General features: G+C 46.6%; 21 protein-coding genes. 7 read left to right on the top strand and 14 right to left on the bottom strand.

Annotated features, from left to right (window positions below; genetic code table 11):
* Nucleotides 1-206 precede the first annotated feature (206 nt).
* The 5 genes from ABNK31_RS17570 to ABNK31_RS17550 all read right to left on the bottom strand — a co-directional run bounded on the left by ABNK31_RS17570 (nt 207) and on the right by ABNK31_RS17550 (nt 8140).
* Nucleotides 207-2384 carry a TonB-dependent receptor plug domain-containing protein gene (locus ABNK31_RS17570; RefSeq protein WP_418893717.1) on the bottom strand — a complete coding sequence of 726 codons (2178 nt, stop codon included), beginning with the start codon at nt 2382-2384 and terminating at the stop codon, nt 207-209.
* A 325-nt stretch (nt 2385-2709) separates the two neighbouring features.
* A complete protein-coding gene (locus ABNK31_RS17565) occupies nt 2710-3867 on the bottom strand; it encodes a hypothetical protein (protein ID WP_418893716.1) in 1158 nt (385 codons plus the stop codon).
* Nucleotides 3868-4582: 715 nt separating this feature from the next.
* Nucleotides 4583-5275: a tRNA (adenosine(37)-N6)-threonylcarbamoyltransferase complex dimerization subunit type 1 TsaB gene (gene tsaB / locus ABNK31_RS17560; protein WP_418893715.1), complete on the bottom strand. Its 693-nt coding sequence runs from the start codon at nt 5273-5275 to the stop codon at nt 4583-4585.
* A 137-nt stretch (nt 5276-5412) separates the two neighbouring features.
* Nucleotides 5413-5724 (bottom strand): RNA recognition motif domain-containing protein, encoded by a 312-nt coding sequence (locus ABNK31_RS17555; RefSeq protein ID WP_418893714.1) that lies wholly within the window; start codon nt 5722-5724, stop codon nt 5413-5415.
* Nucleotides 5725-6076: 352 nt separating this feature from the next.
* Nucleotides 6077-8140 (bottom strand): M3 family metallopeptidase, encoded by a 2064-nt coding sequence (locus ABNK31_RS17550; RefSeq protein WP_418895442.1) that lies wholly within the window; start codon nt 8138-8140, stop codon nt 6077-6079.
* A 242-nt stretch (nt 8141-8382) separates the two neighbouring features.
* Here ABNK31_RS17550 and ABNK31_RS17545 point away from each other — a divergent pair, with 242 nt between their 5' ends.
* On the top strand, nt 8383-8988 hold the full coding sequence (locus ABNK31_RS17545; protein WP_418893713.1) for a MarC family protein: 606 nt from the start codon (nt 8383-8385) through the stop codon (nt 8986-8988).
* A 276-nt stretch (nt 8989-9264) separates the two neighbouring features.
* On the top strand, nt 9265-10548 hold the full coding sequence (gene eno, locus ABNK31_RS17540; RefSeq protein WP_418893712.1) for a phosphopyruvate hydratase: 1284 nt from the start codon (nt 9265-9267) through the stop codon (nt 10546-10548).
* A gap of 212 nt (nt 10549-10760) precedes the next feature.
* Here eno and ABNK31_RS17535 read toward each other — a convergent pair whose 3' ends face one another.
* The 6 genes from ABNK31_RS17535 to nusB form a co-directional block, all read right to left on the bottom strand.
* On the bottom strand, nt 10761-13589 hold the full coding sequence (locus ABNK31_RS17535; protein ID WP_418893711.1) for an FAD-binding and (Fe-S)-binding domain-containing protein: 2829 nt from the start codon (nt 13587-13589) through the stop codon (nt 10761-10763).
* 166 nt (nt 13590-13755) lie between these two features.
* Nucleotides 13756-13953 carry a winged helix-turn-helix domain-containing protein gene (locus ABNK31_RS17530; protein WP_418893710.1) on the bottom strand — a complete coding sequence of 66 codons (198 nt, stop codon included), beginning with the start codon at nt 13951-13953 and terminating at the stop codon, nt 13756-13758.
* A 122-nt stretch (nt 13954-14075) separates the two neighbouring features.
* Nucleotides 14076-14672 (bottom strand): dephospho-CoA kinase, encoded by a 597-nt coding sequence (gene coaE, locus ABNK31_RS17525; RefSeq protein ID WP_418893709.1) that lies wholly within the window; start codon nt 14670-14672, stop codon nt 14076-14078.
* Nucleotides 14673-14687: 15 nt separating this feature from the next.
* Nucleotides 14688-15632, bottom strand: coding sequence for a hypothetical protein (locus ABNK31_RS17520; RefSeq protein WP_418893708.1), 945 nt, complete (start codon nt 15630-15632; stop codon nt 14688-14690).
* Nucleotides 15633-15689: 57 nt separating this feature from the next.
* Nucleotides 15690-16004 carry a preprotein translocase subunit YajC gene (gene yajC / locus ABNK31_RS17515; RefSeq protein ID WP_418893707.1) on the bottom strand — a complete coding sequence of 105 codons (315 nt, stop codon included), beginning with the start codon at nt 16002-16004 and terminating at the stop codon, nt 15690-15692.
* Between the two features lie 26 nt (nt 16005-16030).
* Nucleotides 16031-16957, bottom strand: a complete 927-nt coding sequence (gene nusB / locus ABNK31_RS17510) for a transcription antitermination factor NusB (RefSeq protein WP_418893706.1) — start codon at nt 16955-16957, stop codon at nt 16031-16033.
* Between the two features lie 309 nt (nt 16958-17266).
* Here nusB and ABNK31_RS17505 point away from each other — a divergent pair, with 309 nt between their 5' ends.
* Genes ABNK31_RS17505 through ABNK31_RS17495 form a run of 3 tightly spaced genes read left to right on the top strand, consistent with a single transcriptional unit; the run spans nt 17267 to nt 18903 of the window.
* Nucleotides 17267-17878: a 50S ribosomal protein L25/general stress protein Ctc gene (locus ABNK31_RS17505; RefSeq protein ID WP_418893705.1), complete on the top strand. Its 612-nt coding sequence runs from the start codon at nt 17267-17269 to the stop codon at nt 17876-17878.
* 24 nt (nt 17879-17902) lie between these two features.
* Nucleotides 17903-18463: an aminoacyl-tRNA hydrolase gene (pth, locus tag ABNK31_RS17500; RefSeq protein ID WP_418893704.1), complete on the top strand. Its 561-nt coding sequence runs from the start codon at nt 17903-17905 to the stop codon at nt 18461-18463.
* A gap of 35 nt (nt 18464-18498) precedes the next feature.
* On the top strand, nt 18499-18903 hold the full coding sequence (locus tag ABNK31_RS17495; protein WP_418893703.1) for an RNA-binding S4 domain-containing protein: 405 nt from the start codon (nt 18499-18501) through the stop codon (nt 18901-18903).
* Nucleotides 18904-19060: 157 nt separating this feature from the next.
* Here ABNK31_RS17495 and ABNK31_RS17490 read toward each other — a convergent pair whose 3' ends face one another.
* Complete coding sequence (locus ABNK31_RS17490) at nt 19061-19774, bottom strand: 2-phosphosulfolactate phosphatase (protein WP_418893702.1); 714 nt, start codon at nt 19772-19774, stop codon at nt 19061-19063.
* An 80-nt stretch (nt 19775-19854) separates the two neighbouring features.
* Between ABNK31_RS17490 and kdsA the strand changes: the two genes are divergently transcribed.
* Nucleotides 19855-20649 carry a 3-deoxy-8-phosphooctulonate synthase gene (kdsA, locus tag ABNK31_RS17485; RefSeq protein WP_418893701.1) on the top strand — a complete coding sequence of 265 codons (795 nt, stop codon included), beginning with the start codon at nt 19855-19857 and terminating at the stop codon, nt 20647-20649.
* On the top strand, nt 20646-21221 hold the full coding sequence (locus ABNK31_RS17480) for a Maf-like protein (RefSeq protein ID WP_418893700.1): 576 nt from the start codon (nt 20646-20648) through the stop codon (nt 21219-21221). The genes kdsA and ABNK31_RS17480 overlap by 4 nt, the downstream gene beginning before the upstream one ends.
* Before the next feature lie 26 nt (nt 21222-21247).
* On the opposite strand, the gene ABNK31_RS17475 is transcribed toward ABNK31_RS17480, so the two are convergent.
* Together ABNK31_RS17475 and ABNK31_RS17470 are read right to left on the bottom strand one after the other, a co-directional pair.
* Complete coding sequence (locus tag ABNK31_RS17475; protein WP_418893699.1) at nt 21248-21751, bottom strand: hypothetical protein; 504 nt, start codon at nt 21749-21751, stop codon at nt 21248-21250.
* Nucleotides 21752-21835: 84 nt separating this feature from the next.
* The gene (locus ABNK31_RS17470; RefSeq protein WP_418893698.1) at nt 21836-24037 is read right to left on the bottom strand and encodes a peptidase domain-containing ABC transporter; all 2202 of its coding nucleotides are present in this window, start codon (nt 24035-24037) and stop codon (nt 21836-21838) included.
* Nucleotides 24038-24040: the final 3 nt, after the last annotated feature.

Raw genomic sequence — 24040 nt, 5'->3', positions numbered from 1 at the left:
GACTTCATTTGTAATTTGTAATTGTCTCCAGTCTCCGGTCACTAGTCTCCAGACTTTTGACTTCATTTGTCATTCGTAATTTGTAATTCGTAATTGTCTCCGGTCACCGGTCACCGGTCTTTAGGCTTCATTCGTAATTTGTAATTTGTAATTTGTAATTCGTAATTTGTAATTCGTAATTCGTAATTGTCGAATGTCTCCAGCCTCTATTTTATCAAATACACTACTTTCGCCCAAAAACTTCTTCCGGGACTCTGTATTTTAAAATTATTGTAGATATCGGCGTTGAACAGATTCCGGACTTCGAGGCCAAACGTTACGCGGTCGTTGCCCGACACGCCCATATCGAATGTAGCGCCGACCGTATGATGCTGCTGCACGGGAATCACCCGGTCGGTGTAGATTTGCGTTTTGCCGAACAGCCCCAAAAATCCATCGGGTTCGAATTGCCGCTCAATGAAATCGAGATAATATTGATGGACATACGAATAATTCCAGTAAGCTTTCAACTTATTCTCTTTGCCGAACAACTCTTTCCACACATATTCCGCGCCGAGGTTTCCGTAATAAAACGGCATGTTGCTGATCCTTGCATCCTGGTAATGCACATCGTTAATCTCGTCGATCGACCCGTTGTAACGGAATTCATTATACGTGACGTTCCCCATCACTTTCAACCGGTCGAAGAATGTATAATACCCATCGAACTCGATTCCGTATCCTTTTACTTTCTCGAGATTCAGAAACATTCCCTGATACTGATTGAGCTCTTTGAGTTTGATCAGATCGCGCGTGTTGCGGAAATAGGAATTCACCTCGAAATTGTACGTGTTGTTTTTATAAAATTTCAGCCCGATATTATAGTTCACGCTTCTTTCGGGCGACAAATCCGCATTGGGCACGACAAATGTATTATCGCCGAATATTTCTTCCTGGTCGGGAAGGCGGAAGGTATTTTCAAACGAGGCACGAACCAATAAACGGGGGGCGATATCATATCTGGCCGATAACGAAAAACTCCATCCCTGCTTCGTCACCGAACGCTTCCTCTTCTCCAGCGTCACATAATCGGTTGTTTCGCCATCGGTGTGATACGACAGCGACTTCACCTGCGCAATGGTACTCAGGCGATCGCGGAAAAATCGGCCTTCATACCCCACTCCTACAATCAGGCGATTATAGAGGATGGATTTTTTCTGCAACGGATCAGCCTCATCATCGCGCGTGTTGACCAGATGGTTTTCGACTATATTAAAGGTGAAGGCATGCGACGAAACGGGACGGTACGACACCCATCCGCGATAAATAAAGTTGGAGAAATCCGACTCTACACCGTTCTTTGAAGGATGCGACGTGTAGGCGCTGCCTATTTCCGACCCGGATACCGTAGGATGCGCCGCACCTTTCCAATCGTACCAGGTATTCTTCAGCGTATCGACAAACAAAGTGTTGATACGGCTGTAGACGGCGAACTGTGTCGTATTTATTTTTCCTCCGGCAAAAGCCTTTTTGTAGGTTACCGAAGGGATGAGCGGCGCCTTTTCCGTGCGGTACACGGCGCCGAAGGCACGGTCGCGCGTGGTAAAGTCGTTTTGTATTTGTTGATGCAACGCCAGGCTTGTCAGCCGGAACTGCAACAGGTCGGCCCAACGGACATTGTCTATATTCAGGAAGGCTTCGGCAAAATATTGTTTGAAGGCGTTATGGAAAAGACGCGCGTCGATGTACGTATTTTGCCCGGTCGACTCGTCGAGATATGGCAGTCCTTTTGCGGTATAATCGTTGTCGGAATAATTTCCGAACGCATACACGCCGACCGACAAACGGTTATTCAAGCGGTGCAAGCCGTTTATCGTCGCGATATTCGTGTTAAACGAGCCGCGTTCGAAAGAAACCTGCCATTCCGACCGATAAAACTGCCGGCTGACCAAATTAATCGCTCCGCCCAATGCATCTATCCCGATTTCGGCCGGCAAAACACCTTTATAGACTTCGATACGTTCGAGGGAATTGACGGGAATCTTCGAGATCCCGAAGCCGGAGCCCAGATAATCCAACGGAATGCCGTCACGCATCAATTTCACGGAGCGGCCGCTGAAACCATTGATGATGACATCGGTCGTGGCGCCTAAAGCTCCCGTGTTGCGCAACCGCACCCCCGGACTATTGTTCAATAAATTCTGAATATTCGTAGCTTTATCGAGCGACTGCGTCACATCGATCACTTCCGATTTGATCGGATTCAACCGCAACCGTTCCGTTTTATTCGGAGCGCTTACAGTGACCTCGTTCAACAACACCGTATCTTTTATACCGGGAGGTTTGTCTTGCGAGTACACCGTCGCGGAAAAAATAAAAAGCAAGAAGAGAGATATATATTTCATTCTGAACCGATGCAAAAAGGAAAGGAGCATATCCGGCTGGTGTTATTGATTGATGATGTACATCCGTGCATTGCATCTTATCGCGATATTCCGCCAAAACAGCTCCATTCTGTTTTTGACAAAAGGGCAATAAGGCAATTGCGCTGCTTGTACTCAATAACCGTGATCCGCCGACATATAAATGACTTCATTATGGCAAAAGTGACTTTGCTGTAAAACCCTTGATCTAAAATGGAAATTGAGTTGGCTGAAAAATTTCCGTGATAGCAATTGTTTTATGATCGTGCGAATGACGTCCTCCGGATATACTCCTTTGTAATATAAATTATTTAAAGATCGTGTAGTTGTCTTTGTTCACTTTTTCGCTCTTATCTCCCACTTCTTCCGGTTTAACGGAGACAAACTGCCGTTTGAAAAGCGCTTGATCCACCGAACTTAAATCGAGTTTGGCTTCGTTTTCTGTTTTGTACTTATCGATGACCTCCTGCAAATCGAGCACCAGATACTGGGTATCGTCTTCTAACGCATACGATGCTTTCCAGACAAATTTCTGGGTATTGCTTGCCATCGCCCCGGCCTCTTTGACATAACTGAAAAGCGACGTTTTTTCGTCAAAACTACGCAAAGCTTGTTTTGTGCCGACAATTCCCATAGGGAAAGAATACCGTATCTTCACCGAATCTTCTTTATAAAAATGAAGCGTCATCAGTTTGGCAAATTCATACTTCGGATCTTGCGAATCCTTAATGCTGGGATCATATAGTTTCGAACCGTTTTTCAGCAACCATGCCTTACCGGCTATATTTTCATTTGTCACTGTGGGTGTGAATACTTCGGGAACGATTAACTCTTGCCCGTTCAATTTCAACGCCGGCGTGATATTCGTATCGATTTCACCCGTAGCTTCAACGAGTGTAAAGGTAGCGGTAGCCGTTACTTTCGGGCGTCCAAACGGATCGGTATAAGGTACGTCCTTTTTAGCCTGATCAAGACTTTGAACGGTGGTCGTAAATTCCAACGAACGCTTACCGTCGATAGTCGCCTCTTTCAAGGAGGAGGTTTCGGTCAGCGAAAAATCGAACGGGGGCATCGACTCATTAAACTGTTTTACGCTAAAGCCCTTACCGTCGCTTGAGTAATTCCACACATAATAGATCGTACCTGAATTGCCGAAACTCTTGTTATATTGCTTGTACACTTTCCCCGATATTCCGGTTTTGGAATCGATGTAATCCTGATTCGTAAATTCTACCCCTGAGAGACTTCCAAACATTGATGGCGCCCAAGGAATTAACTCATATTGATTTTCAACCCAATTACTTCCCCATTGCTTCACATTCGACGTAAAATTAATCTCTTTTATCGTCCATTTGCCTTCTATCTTTATGCCCTCTTCCACAATAGGGTCTTCTCCCTTGTCGCATGCCGTAAACGCTGCTATTCCACAGAGCAGAGCGGCTATCATCATCTTTATTTTCTTCATCTTTTTTATTAATAACTATATCATTAATTATAATGAGCGGGCTTTTCACGACTTCCAAAGCCTTTCAACTCTGCCTTCAAACCCACTTTGCAATTCCGCTACAAATGTACGCGCTCTTGCAAAAGCCCGCAATACCGAAAAATAATGATTTTTATATCAGAAAGTAGTTATTTATGGCGATAACAATGTGGCGGAAGGCTTGTGAAAATTTCACAAACCCTGCTACGATGGTTTTGCCGGTTGTGAAATTTTCAAAGGGGCCGCGACAAGTGAATTGGTGGTTGTGAAATTTTCAGAACCACCACGACAAGTGAATTGGTGGTTGTGAAATTTTCAGAACCACCACGACAAGTGAATCGGGGCTTCTGAAATTTTCAGAACCGCCACGACAAGTGAATCGGAGCTTCTGAAATTTTCACAAGCTTCCCGACAGTTGTTTTGGCCTTTCTGAAATTTTCAGAGGGTCCAAAACAATTATTATTAATTCAAGTTTCGCAAGTTATTTCGCCTGAAAGTTTACAGTTAGTGTTTACTTCTTAACTTCTTACTCCTTACTGTTCTTAGTGTGTAATTCGTAATTCGTAATTTGTAATTCGTAATTTGTAATTTCTTAAAGTTCCTTGCGAAACTTGAGTTATGAAATTGAATACAAAGGTTGCTTAAAAGAATATCGCCGGAAGAATCGGCAAAGGAATGGATCGCTCTTCCGGAAGGATTAACCGGGAATAACTTTATTTTTAGCGACGGTGGCCACAAACTCCTTGAGGTAAAAAGGTTCGAAATAGGCCGTATCGACAAAATCGCGGGCGGCATACGCTTTTTCGGCCAAAGCCACCATCCCCGATGCGAGCGGATAAACCGACGGAATAAATACGGCATGCGGATGGGTGAGGATCTGTCTGCATTTATCGGCTCCGTTTCCGAAAAAATAAACGGTGTGTTGTTCCAACAGTTCGGCGTAACTATCGGCGGTCACAATATCGGCCGCCGTAGGGCGCACCATGTTCAACAACGTGTCGAAAAAAGCGGCATACACTTCCATGCGGCGCGCATCGATCATCGGACACAGCAAGGCATCCTTCTCCACACGCCTTTGCACCTGCGAAGCCATGAGGAGATGCGTAGGAACGGCGATAAGCGGCACATTCAGCCCGTAACTCAGTCCTTTGGCCTCCGATACGCCGATACGCAAGCCCGTATACGACCCCGGGCCGCTGCTTACCGCCACCGCATCGACGGTCAACTGCTTTTCGCGGGCATAGGTCATGATATCTTCCACGAAAACACCCAGCAAGGCCGCATGCTTTTGTCCTTCAAACTCTTCCCGGTTCACGATTACCGCGCCGTCGCGCGACAAGGCACACGAACAGGCTTGTGTAGATGTTTCAATATGTAGAATGATAGCCATAATAAATGAACGATATATGATGTATCAAGTATGATGTATGAAGTATGAAGGAGATGGATGAGAGATGAGGCAATTCAAAAAAGACCGCATCCTCTTTCGGGATGCAGTCTTTTTCTTTAAACCTATCGAGAGATATATTAATATCTGCTGCGTTCGCGATTACCATAACCACCGCCGCGGTTACCTCCACGGCTGCTGCCGCCTTCGGGACGGGGACGAGCTACGGATACCGATAAGGTACGTCCGTCGTACTCTGCTTCATTGAGTTCATCAATTGCACGTTGTCCGTCGGCATCATTAGCCATTTCAACAAAGCCATAACCCTTTGAACGACGGGTATCTCTGTCGGAAATAATTTTTGCTGAGGAAACTTCTCCATATTCCTCAAAAAGTTCTTTTAAATCGGCATCAGTTATTTGATAACTTAAGCCAGCTACAAAAATGTTCATGTAAAAAAATTAATAATAAATAAACTAAAAAATTCTGCACAAAGAAATTAGACCAGAGAAGTTAGAAAATGACTTAACAGGTTAATGTAAAGAAACTAAATTGCCAACCATCCTGTTTTAAATACTTTTGCACGGACAAAGATAGGAATAAAATCATTGGTAGCGACATAATTCGTCTTTTTTTTTCAATTTCAGGGGAAAAAAGACAATTAAACGTAAAAAAAGGTCTCCATTCACCGGTCTTCGGTCACTGGTCTTTAGATCTCATTCGTAATTCGTAATTCGTAATTCGTAATTTGTAATTTGTAATTTGTAATTTGTCATTTGTCATTGTCTCCAGCCTCTAGCCCTTCTATTGCCGTATCCCGTTCCGTTCGAGCAACGCATCGATGGAGGGTTCCTGCCCGCGGAAACGCAGGTAAAGTTTCGACGGATCTTCGGTATTTCCTTTTTCAAGAATGTTCGTCCGGAACGATCGTGCCGTCTTACGGTCGAAGATTCCGTTTTTCTTAAACACCGAAAAGGCGTCGGCGTCGAGCACTTCCGACCATTTATAACTGTAATAGCCGGCGGCATAGCCTCCCGAAAAGATGTGCCCGAAGGCCGTCGACATACACGCTTCGGGGACAACGGGCATGAGTTGCACGCGCTGCATAGCCGTTTGCTCGAATGCGCGGACGTCGCCGTCGAATGGTTTTTCGAGTGTATACCAAGCCATATCCAGATACCCGAACGATAATTGGCGCAAGCACAAATAGCCGGTGGTGTAATTCGATGCGTCGATAATTTTCTGCACCAATTCCTGCGGCATTTTCTCTCCGGTTTGGTAATGGAACGCAAAACGGTCGAGGTATTCTTTTTCCACCAACCAGTTTTCCATCAGTTGCGAAGGCAATTCCACAAAATCGCGGTAGACGTTCGTTCCCGACAACGACGGATAGGCGCTTTTGGCCAGCATGCCGTGCAAGGCATGGCCGAACTCGTGCAAGAAGGTTTCCACCTCGTCGAACGTCAGCAGCGCCGGTTTCGTTTCCGTGGGGCGGGTAAAATTCATGACAATCGACACCTGCGGGCGGCTGTCTGCCCCATCCTTTATATATTGTTCTTTGTACGAGGTCATCCATGCGCCCGAACGTTTCCCGTCGCGCGGGTGGAAGTCGGTGTATAGGACGGCCAGAAACGCACCGTTTTCGTCCATCACATCAAACGCTTCCACTTCGGGATGATACACCGCGATGGCGTCATTCTTCACAAAGGTAAGCCCGTATAAATCGGTTGCGATGCCGAACACGCCTTTCTTCACGTTTTCCAGTTCGAAATACGGACGCACCCTTTCGTCGTTCAAATCATATCGTTTGTGCTTGAGTTTATCGGCATAAAAGCTCCAGTCCCACGGTTGGATGTCGATCGCCGCCCCTTCCGTTTCGGCGGCAAACGCCTGCACTTCGCTCACCTCCTGCTTCGCCACAGGACCGTATGCGGCAGCCAGTTGGTCGAGCAAGGTAAACACGCTCTGTTGGTTTTTCGCCATGCGGTTTTTCAACACATAGTCGGCATAATTCTTATAACCCAACAAGTTGGCGATCTGCAAGCGGAGGTTCACGATTTGTTGCACCAGCCTCTTGTTATCGAACTCGCCGCCGTTCACACTCTTTGTATTGTAGGCCATATACAGTTTGCGGCGCAAGTCGCGGCGGGTGGAATACTTCATCAATCCGATGTAACTCGGCGCCGACAAGTCAAACAGCCAGCCCTCTTTCGATTTCGACTTGGCTTTCGATGCGGCAGCCTCTCTCACACTTTCGGGCAAGCCGGCCAAATCGGCTTCGTTCGTCAACAACATCTCAAACGCATTGGTTTCCTTCAGGTTGTTTTGCCCGTATTCGAGAGTCGCCTTGCTCAGTTCCTCCGACAGTTGCCGGTAGACCTGTTTTTTTTCGGGCGAAAGCGTCGCGCCGCTATCCTCGAAATTATCGTAATATTCTTCCGTAAGGCGAATCTGTTCAGGCGTAAGTCCCGATGTCAAGCGGGCATCATAGACCGCCTTGATTCGCTCGAACAGTTTTTCATTCAGGTTGATATTGTTCGAATGCTTCGAAAGCTTGGGGCTTAAGCGCTGCGAAACAGCCATCATTTCGTCATTACTTTCCGCGCTCAATAAATTGAAGAAAACGCTGCTCACGCGGGTAAGCAACTGACCGCTAAATTCCATTGCTTCAATCGTGTTCCGAAATGTCGCAGGCGCGGTATCCGCCACGATCCGGTCGATCTCCTGCTGATGTTCGCGAATGGCTTGTTCGAAAGCCGGTTCATAATGCTCCGTTTTGATCAAGCCGAACGGTGCGGTACCGTGCGGCGTGTCGAAAGGCCGGAGAAACGGATTGTCGCCGGCCTTCCCTGTTGCTATTGTCGTCATAAATAAAAGGAATATAAAAATCTTTTTCATCTTGTCTTTTGTCTTTGAATGATGATAAGAGGCAAAGATACTGATTTTATTTTGATAAGAACCGTGACAAAAGACAAAAGGCTGCAGACTACAGACCGGAGACTGATGACCGGAGACCGACGACCGACAGCAAAAAAATAATTGGATTATTGTATAAATAAGTGTACTTTTGCAGACAAAATGTAAGTATAAAGTTTCATTCTTCTACAGCTATGGATTTTTTCGGGTTGAACGCATTAGAAATAATAAGTGCTTTTTTGGTCTTGTTTGCTATTATCGACGCTACAGGATCGGTGCCTATATTTCTCAACCTGAGAAGTAAAGGCAAGAAGATCGAGCCGTTTAAAGCTTCCGCTTATTCATTCCTCATCTTACTGTTATTCTTATTTGTCGGGGAATGGATTTTGAAACTCTTCCAGGTCGATGTTTCTTCCTTTGCGGTCGCAGGGGCGCTGGTGATCCTCATCATTTCCATCGAGATGATTTTCGGAGTGGAAATATTCAAAAACGAAAGCCCGGACGAATCCGACAACTCGGCCACGCTCGTACCGATAGTCTTCCCTTTAATCACCGGACCCGGTACGTTTACGACCCTTCTCTCCATGCGTGCCGAATACCACTCGATTAACATCATTATCGCCGTATTATTGAACATGGTAATTGTTTATTTGGTATTGCGGTATGTAGATGTGGTAAAAAAAATCATGGGAGTGGGGGGCGTATTTATCTTACGCAAGTTCTTCGGCGTGGTGCTCATGGCCATTTCGGTAAAACTGCTGACGTCCAACATCAGCATTCTGTTTACTTCTTTCCAATAGGATAAGTCATCGGCTGCCGGTCTTCAGTCTTTAATCCTTTGGCTTCAGTTGTAATTCGTAATTCGTAATTTGTAATTCGCAATTCGTAATTTGTAATTTGTAATTTGTAATTCTCTTCAACCTCCATTTTAATATTTTTTCTTGCAAGACGTTTCGTGTTTTAACGGAAAAAGAAGTATCTTTGCGCACGAAACGCATAGAACTGTATGTGTTCGGTTTAAGGTTTCTCTTATAAATAATAGATCATTAGTATTAGCATAAAAAAATCAAAAAAACATGAGGATTATTAGTGTCTTAGGACGTGAAATTTTGGATTCAAGAGGGAATCCGACAGTCGAAGTAGACGTGTTGACGGAATCCGGAGCTTTCGGCCGTGCAGCCGTGCCATCCGGCGCATCTACCGGTGAAAATGAAGCGCTCGAACTTCGTGACGGCGACAAAAAACGGTATGGCGGCAAAGGCGTATTGAAAGCCGTTGCAAACATCAACGACGTGATTGCTCCTGCTTTGGTGGGATTGAACGTATTGGAACAAACGAAAATCGATGCAAAACTGCTCGAACTCGACGGAACAAAAACAAAATCGAACCTCGGCGCAAATGCTTTGTTAGGCGTTTCTTTAGCGGTAGCAAAAGCCGGCGCAAACTATCTCGGCTTGCCTTTGTATCGTTATATCGGCGGAACCAATACGTATGTATTGCCTGTTCCCATGATGAATATTATCAATGGGGGTTCTCACTCCGATGCTCCCATCGCTTTCCAGGAATTTATGATTCGTCCGGTTGGCGCTCCTTCTTTCAAAGAAGGGTTGCGGATGGGCGCCGAAGTATTCCACGCTTTGAAGAAAGTTCTTCACGATAAAGGATTAAGCACTGCCGTAGGTGACGAAGGCGGTTTCGCTCCTAACCTTGCCGGAGGAACGGAAGAAGCGCTCGAATCGATCCTGACGGCGATCCGGAATGCCGGTTATGAACCCGGAAAAGATGTGAAGATTGCTTTAGACTGTGCTTCTTCGGAATTTTATAAAGATGGTATCTATGACTATACCAAATTTGAAGGCGCTCATGGTAAAAAACGTACTTCCGCCGAACAAGCCGACTATCTCGAACAATTGATTGCGAAATATCCGATCGACTCTATCGAAGACGGAATGGACGAAAACGATTGGGCCGGATGGAAATTGCTTACCGACCGTATCGGCAGCAAATGCCAGTTGGTGGGTGACGACTTGTTCGTTACAAACGTTGACTTCCTGGAAAAAGGTATTAAAGAGGGATGCGGTAACTCGATTTTGATTAAAGTAAATCAAATCGGCACATTGACCGAAACGTTGAACGCTATCGAAATGGCTCAACGCAACGGATATACCACCGTAACGTCGCACCGTTCGGGCGAAACCGAAGATGCTACCATCGCCGACATTGCAGTGGCAACCAATTCGGGTCAGATCAAAACCGGTTCGTTGAGCCGTTCCGACCGTATGGCAAAATACAACCAATTGCTTCGCATCGAAGAAGAGTTGGGCGACCGCGCCGTATATGGTTACCGGAAACTGAAATAATAATTGTAAAACTCGATAATAATTAAAAAAGGTGGATCGCTAAACGCGATACCACCTTTTTTATATGCTTATCTTTTTAAATCCAAATCAGCCAAGTTCTCAAGCAACAATCTGGCTTTCGGATTGAGTATGTCAATTTTAATTGTTTCCATAACCTGATTTTTCAGCAAATATACGAAAGATTCCCTGCAATAATAAAAAGAATGTATCCGTTAGGAAAGAAGAGGGCTGCTCGCCTTATTCACAAGATAGACGAGCGACCGGTAAGAAATACCGCTGTTGATCGATAATCCGATTTCACACGTGCGGCTATTCGAATACCCCTCCTTGGCATCCAATATCTCTTGCTTCAGCGGCGCTAACGCCGAGTTGTTCAATTCGGGATAGAAGAACCCGCGATCGCCGGCCCATCCGCAGCAACCGACATTATCGGGCACAACGACTTTCTGCGCACAAACCGAAGCTACATGATACAGCTTTTGCTGCAATTGCATTTTCGTGGAACTGCAGGTGGTATGAATCGCCACCGATATCGGTTGTTTATTGATTTGAAGATGATCCAACAAAAAGTCATGAATAAATTCCACTTGATCGTATAACCGAAGTTTCGGATCGAGCGTTTCTTTCATATGAAGTAAACAGGGGCTCATATCGCACACGATGGGCAATTCCCCTCCACGACTGACTTGCATCAACGCTTCACCGAGTTCTGTTTCCTTTTGTTTCGCCTGTTTCCGGAAGCCTTTGCTGCTGAAAGCCATTCCACAACACAACCGATCTTTGTTTTCAGGGATGATCACATTATAACCGGCTTTATTCAGGAGAGAAATCATGGCCGAAGGCACATCTTCTTGCTTGCCGTACCCCTCGTGTCCGGGACCTCCCATCGAACGGGTAATGCACGACGGAAAATACACCACCATCGGCGATTCGGCGCTCACGGGGAAAATATTTCGTTTGATCTTACGGCTCGCTGAAGGTGTTTGCCGCGTCCAGAGAGGAAAACCGCCGTCAAAAAGCTTATACATTCCTTTGGTAATGCTTTCCATATTCCCGTATCCTATCACATGGGCGAGCGAATGGGGCACGTTCAGCAACGAACGGATCAAAGCCGTCACATTCCCCATATTATCGGCAATAGCTTCCGCCACGTTACCCGAAAAGCGCCCGTTATTCTGCCAACGCAGCTCTTTCACCAACGTGCCGGTGTTAATCCCCACGGGGCAAGCGATGCTGCATAATCCGTCGGTGGCACAAGTTTCATCTAATGGATAAGAAATCTGCTTGGCCAGTTCTCGCACGGCTTTTCCGTTCTTCTTCGCGTTCGCTTCATCCACCAACATGCGGTAAGCCACAATGCGTTGACGGGGCGTAAGGGTGAGGTTTTTCGAAGGACAACTCACTTCGCAGAATCCGCATTCGATACACTTATCGATAATCGGATTCGCCGAAGGAATATTCTTGAGGTTTTTAATGAAAATCTCTTTGTCTTCATTAATAAGGACTCCGGGATTTAAAACATTCATCGGATCGAAAGCCTTTTTAATCCGCTTCATCAGCGCATAAATATCCGTTCCCCATTCTTGTTCGACAAAGGGCGCCATATTACGTCCGGTGCCGTGCTCTGCTTTCAGGCTACCATGATACGCCACAGCAACCATCTCACACAGTTCGTGCATAAACTGCCCGTATTTTTCCACTCCGTCGGGCGAATTAATATCAGGGAAAACCGTAAAATGAACATTCCCGTCAAGCAAATGCCCCCACATAACGGCATTGGCATACCCCGAACGCACAAGCAATTCGCGGACGCTGACCAGCGCATCGCCCAACACTTCGGCGTCAAAAGCAATATCTTCGATAATAGAGGCCGTATTGACAGGCCTTCCGGCCGCAGCCGAAGTAAACAGCCCGTTACGCACACTCCAATAAGAGTTGTACAGATGTTTATCGGTTGTAAACTTGATCGGAAATAGCGTGGGAATATGGCTGAGCTTGGCCTCGATATCCTGCATTTGCGCGAAGAGGGTTTCTTCGTCGTCGGCCGACGTGTCGATCAATAAAGCGACGGCATTTTCGGGAAGGGTTTTCAACTCGGGGGGCATTCCCGGTTCGTCTTCCACCGCGCGCATGGCGTTGCGATCCATTAACTCGGCAGCCATAACCTCACAATTCCTCAACGGAACGATCGCATTACACACTTCGCGCAAACTGGGGTAATAAATCATTGCCGTGGCTTTCAGCGGCGCATCGTGCACCGTTTCGAACGTTGCTTGCGAAACAAACCCCAACGTTCCCTCCGACCCGATCATTAAATGTTGAATGATATCGATCGGATCTTCAAAATCGATTAAAGAATTGACGCCGTAGCCGCACGTGTTTTTCAGTTGAAACTTCGTCGCTATTTTATTTCGTATCGACTCATTGCCGACCGCTTCGCGATGAATATCGGTTATTTCTTTGATCAAAGCCGGATGCGTTTCGGCAAAACTCTTGCGACTGGCTTCGTCGCCCGTATCCAACACGCTTCCGTCGGCAAAGAGAATGCGCATCGATCGGATCGTATTGTAACTGTTATATTTGATCCCGTAACTCATCCCGCTGGAGTTATTGCCGATAATTCCGCCGATTTTTGCCGAGTTAATCGATGCCGGTTTCGGCCCCAGTTTCCGTTTGTAACGCATCAGCAAGCGATTCGCAGCAGTACCGGTTAATCCGCAGCCGAACGTTGCCGTATAGCCGTTATCGGTAATCGTCGAAAATTCAAATCCCTGCCCGATCTCCATCAAAACAGAGTCGGATATGGTTTGTCCGCTCAAACTGGTGCCCGCGGCTTTAAACGTAAGCGGAACCGTATTCTGATGACAAAATCGCAACAAACGAATGACTTCATCTTCCGAATCCACTTTTACAACGGCTTTCGGGATGAGCCTGTATAATCCCGCATCGGTGCCTTTGGTCACACACGAGAGATGATCGGTAAAAACCTGACTTTTTAAGAATAAAGAGGCGAGTTGTGAGTTTAAATGTGATGCTTCCATATGATTGAATTTATAATGGATTAAAAAGAATTTAACGACGTATCTTTTCGATTCGCTGCATCAAAGATAATAGATATAAAGTGATTTTAATGACAAAAAAACAGAAAAAAAGCTGCTCTGAGCAGCTTTTTAATAATTTCTTTTTTACTAAACGATGAAGAATGCTTTATTTCAACGAAATAAATACGTCTTTTTCCACTTCTTCCACGAAGATTTTACCTTCTCTTGCCAACCAACCGATGGCTGCATAGAGATCTTTGTCCGTCAATTTTGTCGTTTTTTTGACATCCTTAATATTCTGCCGGCCAACTTCATCCAATTGAGTCCAAACTTTTCCGGCATTTGTTCCAATCTTTTCAATCATTTCTTCTGATTTTTAAAAATAACCTGTTACGGCTACAAAGATAGAGTTATATTTTTACAACAGCAATGCATACAAAAAAAATCTTTACGTAAAAGTTAAAATACGCAAACAAGCCAGCGCTTTTAAAATGCCCCGGGCGGACAAAGGCGCGCAAAAATATCGGAAATTTGTTGCAAAAGCGAATGCGACGGATCGTTATAGACGATAAAGTCCGCTCGTCTCCGTTTGTCGTCTTCCGGCAGTTGCCCTTCCATGCGCTTACGGACTTCCGACTCTTGCGTATTGTCGCGGGAGAGGATTCTCACTATACGAAGCGCTTCGGGAGAATAAACAGCGATCACCTTATCGACATACTCTTGAAAATCCGCCTCAAAAAGAAGCGCCGCTTCGATTGCCACAATCGGATATTGATTCCGCTGTTCGGCCCATAAAGAAAATGCTTTCGCTACTTCCGGATGGATAATGGAATTCGCTTTACGAAGATAATCGGGATTTTTAAATATGATTTCCGCAAATCTTTTTCGATTCAATTTCCCGTTCTCGTCATACACTTCTTTTCCAAAACAGGCGATTAACTTTTCGCGAATAACCGGTGAACGGTCGTTCAGTTTCTTAGCCTCCGTATCGGCATCAAAGACCGGGATATTATAAAGCCGTAAAATCTCGCTTACAATCGATTTACCGCTTCCGATACCTCCGGTTATCCCTATTTTCAGCATGACCTTGAAATATGATTATCTGTCTTCAAAAAGAAATTCTACGGAAGAGGGAGAAATGCGCGTATTGACAATCGAAGACGGACTTTTGGTCAGCTCCAACTCGACTCTTCCATTCTCATTCGAGTGAAACTGGCGGTAATCGAGTTGAATTTGAAAGTCCTCAGGGGTAATGTTCTTATATTCGTCCAACGTGACCGAAAAAGAGATGCTTGCTCGGGAAGGAAAGAACTTCACATCCCGATCTTGAGGAAGATTGCGGCACGTGATAGGGATTTCAATGGTGCGTTCCGTATATTCTTTGACGGGAATATAAATCTCCACGGCATCGGGGACAAACTTCACACCGGTGACCGGCTTTATTTTTATAGAAAGCTGCGACGTAGCCTTAATTCTGTCGAAAACCGTATATTCGGTGATGGCGGCGGTTAATTCATCCAAATCGCGTTGAGCGCCATAAGCCGTTACGGTAGGCGGTACAAATGTCGCGGTATCGGCCACCAGGTTTGCCCGACTCGTGGTAATTTCCCCATCAAAGACGACGGAAAGCTTTTTATTTTGCAATTTGGAAGTTACCAATGAAATATTCGCCGGGGAATATCCCCGCAATTGAACGTTTCCGGGCAACCGCGACCCGATGAGTTGTATGTATTGATTGCCCTGTAATGTGACGATGCCGTCTTGTTTATATTCCTCAACATTAACTTCAAGGGAATCTCTTTTAGAAAGATCCAATCGAAACATTTCCGACCCTTTGCCCGATACCCGTATCTCCAGAAATTCGGGAAGGGGGCTGTCGAAAATTTCATTATCGGCAATATGGGTATATTTTAAGGGAATCCGATACGTCCCGTCTATATCGCGTTGAAAAAAGAACATCAACCAAAAGATAAAAGACAATAGAACAAAAAACAAGAAAGTGAACAGATTTTTCCAAGGGAAGTTGGAAAAATACGTTCTCAATCTCGGTCTCCATTTCCTTATGGTTGATGCCAAGTTCATACAATACGCAACCCTTTATTATTTTTCGTTCGGTTTTGTATTCGACGGCGCTGCATAGACGGATGATTTTTCGAATTTCATCTTAACGCCATCGGCTACCTCTACTAAAAACCAAGTATCGCCGACTTCTTTTACCCGTCCGTGTATTCCTCCGGCGCTAACCACCTTGTCGCCGACATTGATGGCATTACGAGCCTTCTCAACTTCTTTTTGCTTTTTCTGTTGGGGACGAATCATGAAAAAATAGAAGATGGCGATAATGGCAACCATCATAATAAGGGAAGCGCCCATTCCTCCGCCGGCACCTCCGGCCGCTTGTAATAAAATATTCATAGAATAACCGTTTTAAATTGTTTGAATTAAATTTTTACGATACTATTTTCCGTTCTGATCTCTTTGACAACAGCATCCAAAATTCCATTAATAAACGTACTGCTTTTGGGGGTGCTGTAGAATTTCGCAATTTCAATATATTCGTTGAGTGAAACACTTGCCGGGATCGATTCGAATGTAAAGATTTCGGCAAGGGCTACCTGCATAATAATCATATCCATAAAGGCAATGCGGTCAAAATCCCACTTATCCGTGGTCTTTTGAATGAGCGCGCGATACTTGTCTTCATTGTGAATCGCATCATTCAATAGCTCCAGCGCGTATTTCTTATCGCCCTCATCTTTAAACATCGGTAATAGCGATTGCTTCGAGCCGTTTTCTTCCGAAAACTTTTTAATCGTTTTCAACACAAATGTCTGTATGATATCGATCCCGTCATTCCAATAAATGCATTCATCTTCGAGCAGATCGTCCAACGCCTCATTCATATAAATGAATTGTTTGAAGACTTTTCGCCAAAACTCTTTATCATCATCATAATCCGGATGATCCAATGCGGCATATTTTTGATACGTATCTGAAGCCAAGATATCGTCGAGCATATTTTTCACAAATACATCATGCTCATTCCACGACATGGGACGCTCGCCCAAATAATCATTGAACTGTTGATTGTCCCGAAGTTGGGAAATAAACTTATTATTTATCAGATGAGTATTGGGATTCAAATCTTCCTCCGAAGGAAGAAACTTGTTCCGTTTAGTCTCGACTCTGTTTTCATAAAGAAGGGTGAGCTCGACCATCAAGAGCAAGAGATAATAATAAAGATCATAAGACTTTTGCAGCGCGAACAAAAGGTTTTTTTCTGCTTTCAGCAAATCTTTATTCGTATTTTGATACCACGAATAGATAATTTGGACTATTCTTATACGAATTAAGTTTCTATTTATCATTGTTGAAATGAACTTTTTAAAGTTACAAAAGTAGACAAATTTTCGGAATATACCAATGAAATGCACGAAACGTTTGTCAACAAATGCCTTTACTACGATATAAACTACGATATAAACTACGATATAAAAGGATAACCCCAACCGGGGATATCGCTCGGAGCGATACTCCCGGTTACTCAAAAAGAAGGAACAAATGCTTGCGGAATAAAAAGATAATCACTACCTTTGCCCGGCTTTTTTAGAAGCTCCCGTGTGATGGGAAATAAAGAAAGAGCTTTATTTTGAGTAACACAAACAACAAGATTAAAAATGAAAACATTTGAATTAAAAGGCGAAATCAGACAAGATTTCGGAAAAAAAGCGGCTTCGACATTTCGTAAGCAAGGTCTTATCCCCTGTGTCGTTTATGGAGGACATGAAGGAGAAAATGTAAATTTTGTCGTAGAAACAAGAAACGTTCGCGATTTGATTTATACCCCTGAAGTATTTTTGGTCAACTTAAACTTGGGTGATAAAACCATTCACGCAATTGTAAAAGACATCCAGTTTCATCCGGTAAAAGACACGATTCTTCACATGGATTTTCTGCATATCTTCGACAATGCTCCTATTGTTATTGATATACCGGTTCGTTTAGTCGGATTAGCCGCAGGCGTGAAAGCCGGTGGTAAACTTTCATTAGACATCCGTAAACTGAAAGTAAAAGCGCTTCCGGCTAAATTACCTCAAGAATTGCAGATCAATGTCGAAAAGCTGGAATTAGGCAAAACCATTCAAGTCGGAGACCTTCATTATGAGGGATTGGAACTGCTGAATGCAAAGAATGCCGTTATATGCCGCGTTCAACTGACCCGTGCCGCAAGAGGAGCTGCTGCAACACCAACAACCGAAACAGCAAAAGCACCCGAAGCAGCAAAATAAAAACAGCATACAGGAAACGAATAAATGAAATACTTGATTGTCGGATTGGGCAATATCGGACGAGAGTACGAGAATACCCGCCACAATATAGGATTTATGGTGTTGGACGCTTTTGCAAGGGCGTCCAATGCTGTTTTTGAGGATAAGCGATATGGTTTTGTGGCCGAGATGCGGCTGAAAAACAAATCGCTTATCCTTCTCAAACCGTCGACTTTTATGAACCTCAGCGGCAATGCCGTCCGCTATTGGTTGCAAAAAGAAAAAATCGAGAATGAACAGTTACTCGTTGTGGTAGATGATCTATCGCTTCCTTTCGGAACGTTGCGACTCAAGTCCAAGGGGAGCGATGCCGGGCATAACGGACTGAAAAACATTCAAGAACTCATTGGACAGCAATATGCACGGCTACGTTTCGGTATTGGCAATGATTTTCCCCGGGGAATGCAGATCGATTATGTATTAAGCGATTTTTCGGACGAAGAGAAACTCCTTCTCCCCGAACGGATGGAAACCGCTTCGGATATGATTCGTAGTTTTTGCCTTGCCGGGGTAAATATCACCATGAATCAGTATAATAACAAATAAGATGGCTAAAACCTGCTTTATGGAAAGCATCGATTATGGAAGACGTTCGAATTGACAAATGGTTATGGGCGGTAAGAATCTTCAAAACCCGCACCATTGCAGCCGATTCTTGCAAAAAAGGACGGGTTATGATACAGGATGTAACCGTGAAACCCTCGCGAATGATTCGCATAGGGGAAATCATCCAAGTGCGAAAACCTCCTGTAACGTTCTCATTCAAAGTCCTCGACCTGTCGGATAAGCGCATGGGCGCGAAGTTGGTTCCGCAATTCATGGAAAATGTCACTCCCCCGGATCAATACGAAATTCTCGAATTAAATAAAATCAACGGCTTTGTGGATCGACAACGCGGTACCGGCCGGCCGACCAAGAAAGATCGCCGGGAATTGGAGCAATTCACGGATACATTCGATTTCGAAGAGTTCGATTTTGAGAATTGAAACGGATCGCCTAAAAAACGACACCCGATTGATCGATACCTTTATCACCTCTCTCTGGTCGCCGTGCCGCTTTCATCGTATAGGTTCGGCTGTGGGTATTTTAATCGTAAATGTCGACCCATCCACTACTAAACTGTTTTTTTATAAGGAAATCACTTCAGGAAACCGATAACCATCCTTTCTCTTTGTCGTAATATGGCACAACCGGACACGTATCGTGTTGCAAACAAAAAGGAGCATCGGTTTCCGCATGATTGGCAATGAGACGCTGATAATGCTCCGTTTGTTTTACAAAATCCAACGGATCGGCTTTCGCCTTTTCCCATAGATGCAGGGCGATACGCACGGAATCGGGAAGGCGGCGGATAACCGCTTTTTGAATGAGCTTTTCGGCAAAAGCCCCGGCAAAAAGCGTATCTTCTATATTTATCCGATTGTTCCATCCGGCACAGAGAATAACAACTCGCCCGCCAAACTCAATCGATTTCTCCATCAACACATCGATATTCGAGAAAGCCCCGATAAGCAAATAAGCGGAATCTTTTGCCGCCTCTACGGCTTGTGTCCCATTGGTAGTAGTAAAAACAATGGTTTTGCCGCCGACTTTTTCCGCAGTCACATCAAAAGGCGAATTTCCGAAATCGGCAAAATCGCATTTACGGGCATTCCGTTCGGCCCCGACCGGAAAACCTTGCGCTTTATACCGTTCGGCATCTTGTATACCGGCAACGGGAATAATAGCGCGCGCACCATTGGCAAATGCGGCACAAATAGTGGTTGTCGCCCGGAAAACATCCACCACTATCACCCTGTCGTTTTCTTGACGATAAGCCGGATATAAAGCCGGCGAAAGACACACCTCGAGTTCCATATACCATACGTTTTGCGGGCGAATGTAGTAAAATAAAATGTTTTTTTCGTATCTTTCGGCTCGATTTAAACAAACGAAACATGAATCTTTCTTTTTTCAAGGCAGGGCCTTTCTTTCTGCTTGCCGGCCCCTGCGTCATCGAAAATGAAGAGATGGCGCTGAGAATAGCGGAACAAATCGTCGCGATCACGCAAAAGTGGAACATTCCTTATGTCTTTAAAGGATCCTATCGCAAAGCCAACCGCTCGCGAGTGGATTCGTTTACCGGCATTGGCGATGAGAAAGCGCTGAAGATCTTGCAAAAGGTAGGAAAGACTTTCGGCATTCCTACGGTGACCGATATCCATGAAGCGCACGAAGCCGCCTTGGCGGCCGAATATGTAGATGTGTTGCAGATACCGGCCTTCCTGTGCCGTCAAACCGATTTGTTGATTGCAGCAGCTAAAACCGGAAAAGTCGTCAACATTAAGAAGGGACAGTTTCTATCGGCGGAAGCGATGCGTTTTGCCGCACAAAAAATAACCGACAGCGGCAATGAGAATGTTTTGCTGACGGAACGGGGAACAACGTTCGGTTACGGCGACCTGGTGGTGGACTTCCGCTCCATCCCGGCCATGCAACAATTCGGGTTTCCGGTCGTAATGGACGTGACGCATAGTTTGCAACAACCCAATCAATCGTCAGGCGTAACCGGCGGACAGCCCCGCTTGATCGAAACCATCGCCAAAGCCGCCATCGCCGTCGGCGCCGACGGGCTGTTTATAGAAACCCATCCCGATCCGCTCCATGCCAAGTCCGACGGGGCAAACATGCTGCCGCTATCGCAATTGGAATCCCTCTTATCGAAATTAGTCCGGATACGTCAAGCATTATGATCCTCACCCCTTACCGCATCGTCTTGGCTTCCAACTCTCCGCGGCGCAAAGAATTACTTTCCGGCATCGATGTGTCGTACGAAATTCACACACTCCCGGATATTGATGAATCCTATCCTCCGAATATCTCACAGGAAGAAATACCGGAATTCCTGGCAAAGAAAAAAGCCTCGGCGTATTACTCTCAAATGGATACCGATACGCTGCTCATTACAGCAGATACCGTGGTGCTGCTTAAAGGCTTTGTGCTCGGAAAGCCTGCCGATAAAGAAGAAGCCAAACAGATGTTGCGAAAATTGACGGGCAACACTCACCGTGTGGTAACCGGCGTATGCCTCACTTCAAAAGAAAAACAAGTCAGCTTTTCCGATACGGCATCTGTGACTTTCGGAGAACTCACCGACGAAGAAATCGATTATTATGTAGAGAAATATCAGCCTATGGACAAGGCCGGTGCGTATGGTGTGCAGGAATGGATTGGCTACGTGGGCGTGGAAAAAATAGATGGTTCGTATTTCAATGTAATGGGGCTACCCATCTATAAAGTGTACCGGGCAATCCGGGATTTTTGAAGATTGATGAAGATTGAAAGAGATTATTAAGAGGCGGCAGGGAGAATCTTGCCGATAACCCACTTCAGCAGCGTGGTCTTGTTCATCTCAATCTTACCCTGAAGGATAAGGTCTGTTTTCAATTCCACTTTCGGAGCCACATTGCCTTGCGGTTGCAGGGTTATCCGGTATACACTTCCCCGCCCCGACAATTCCGCCGTATCGGAAACGGCGGTGATGGTAAAGGACTCCGGCAAGATCGTACCGTAAGGCGATGACCGAATACTTACTCCTGAAAACTCCGGCAACTTGGCCCGCTCTTTTTGCGGTATCCCGGCCGTATAGTGCAACTCTCCCCTCACATCTTGCGTGACGGTTATCACCGTATCCACCGACGGCCGGTAAGGAATAATGGCCGCCGCAACCACCATCGCGGCCAATGCCAGTCCGATCATCGCCGTGCCCCACCTCACCATCACCGCAGGAATCTGCCCGATGATGTTCCGCACCTTTTCGCTCCGCAATTCTATCTGTTTATCCTCTTTCTTCATTTCACCTTTATCTCCTTGTCTCTCTGTCTCCTTGTCCCTTTGTCTCCTTATCCCTCTGTCCCTTTATCTCCTTGTCTATTTGTCTTAGCTGCCTCCCAGTTCCAGTTGATTCTTCACCAGTTCGTAATACTTTCCCCGTGCAGCCGTAAGCTGCGCATGCGTACCCGTCTCGGCGATGCGACCGCCCTCGAGCACCACGATCTGATCCGCGTTCTTCACCGTGCTCAGGCGGTGCGCCACCACAACCACCGTCTTGTCGCGGTAAAAAGCCTCCAGGTTCTCCACGATCGCCCGCTCGTTGTTCGCGTCGAGTGAATTGGTCGCCTCGTCCAGGAAGACAAACGGCGGGTTTTTATACACCACCCGGGCAATCAGGATGCGCTGCCGCTGCCCCTGGCTCACCCCCTGCCCGTCCTGACCGATCTTCGTGTTGTAACCCAACGGCAACGCCTCGATGTACTCCGCAATATTAGCCACGCGGGCGGCATCACGCAACCGCTTCACATCAATCTCGTCGTCCGACACGGCAATGTTGCGGGCAATCGTGTCCGAAAAAAGGTAGCCGTCCTGCATCACCGCCCCGCAACGGGTGCGCCACCAGGCCAGGTTCATTTCCTCCAGATCGGTCGTCCCCACCCTGATACGTCCTTCATTAGGCGCATAATACCCCAGCAGCAACTTCACCAGCGTAGTCTTGCCGCTGCCGCTCGCCCCCACGACGGCCGTCACCTTGCCCTGGGGAATGACCAGCCTTATATCCTTCAGCACATAGTCCGGCCGTGCCCCGTCATATTTAAAGCAAAGCCCGTCTATACGGAGGGAACGGTCTGCCGGAAGCGCGGCTACCGTGCGGTCGGCGTTCTCTTCGTTCTGTTGGGTGTGGATCTCGTTCATGCGGTCGAGGCTGATGCTCACATCCTGCCACTGGTAGATGAAGCCCATGATCTGCTCCACCGGACTGTTCAACTGCCCGATGATATATTGGATGGCCAGCATCATCCCCAGCGTCAGGTTGCCCTCGATAACCGCCGTGGCCGCCAGCACCGTCACCAGGATATTCTTCAACTCATTGATCAGGATGCCGCCCGCCTCCTGGCTCTGCCGCAGGTTCAGCGATTGCAGGTTCACGTCGAAAAGGTCGGCCTGCACATCCTCCCACTCCCACCGCTTGCGTTGTTCGCAGCCTTGCAGCTTGATCTCCTGCATGCCTGTGATCAACTGGTAGGTAACGTTGCGGTTGAGGCCCTGCTGCTCGAACATTTTGTAGTCGAGCACCCGCCGCCGTTTCAGGAAGATCATGATCCACGCCCCGTAGAGGACGCTGCCGGCAAGGAACACGGCGAAGATGGGCACATTGTAGATGAACAGCACCGCTGAAAAAATGACGAATGTAAGGATGGAGAACAACACCGTGATGGTCTGGTTGGTGAGGAAGTTTTCGATGCGGCGGTGATCCTCGATGCGTTGCAGCAGGTCGCCCGTGAGCTTGGTGTCGAAGAACTTCATGGGCAGCTTCATCAACTTGATGAAGAAGTCGGAGATGAGCGACACGTTGATGCGGGTGCTGATGTGCAGCAGGATCTTGCGGCGGATAAAGTCGATGGCCGTGCGGCTGAAGAGCAGCATCAGTTGGGCGATAAGGACGAGCCAGATAAAGCCGATGTCCCTGCCCGCGATACCCGTGTCGACGATGGCCTGGGTGAGGAAAGGGAAGATGAGTTGCAGGAGGCTGCCGATGAACAGCCCCAGGATGAGTTGCCCGAAGAAGCGCTGGCATTTCGCCAGGTACTTCCAGAGGAACTGCACGCGGTTGCCGGAAGGAATGCTGTCGCCCTCTTGTTCATAAAAAAGATTGGTCGGTTCCAGCAGCAGGGCGACGCCTTTTTCCTCGCCGCCCGTGCGGGTACTGAGCCAGTGAGCGCAGAACTCCTCGCGGGAATAGGCGAGCAGTCCCTTGCCGGGATCGGCCACCGCTATTTCATCGCCTTTCCTGTTGTGCTTTATACGGTACACCACCACAAAATGCTCCTGGTTCCAGTGAACGATGCAGGGAAGGGGAGCTTTTTCCGCCAGCTTGTCGAAAGTCAGGCGGCCGCCCACGGTGTGGAAGCCGATCTTCTCCGCCGCGCGGCTGATGCCCAGCAGCGAGACGCCGTCGCGGCCGATGAAGCAGTTCTCCCGCAGGCGCTCCAGCGTATAGTCCCGGCCGTAATGCCGGGCGACCATGCTCAGGCAGGCAGGGCCACAGTCCATTGAGTCGGGTTGCTTGGTGAAAGGGAAAGACATGAT

The organism is Limibacterium fermenti (assembly GCF_041902845.1).
GTDB classification, from domain to species: Bacteria; Bacteroidota; Bacteroidia; order Bacteroidales; family Dysgonomonadaceae; genus Limibacterium; species Limibacterium fermenti.
Note: the sequence above shows the minus strand (reverse complement) of the source record. Positions and strands in the feature narration are given on the sequence as shown.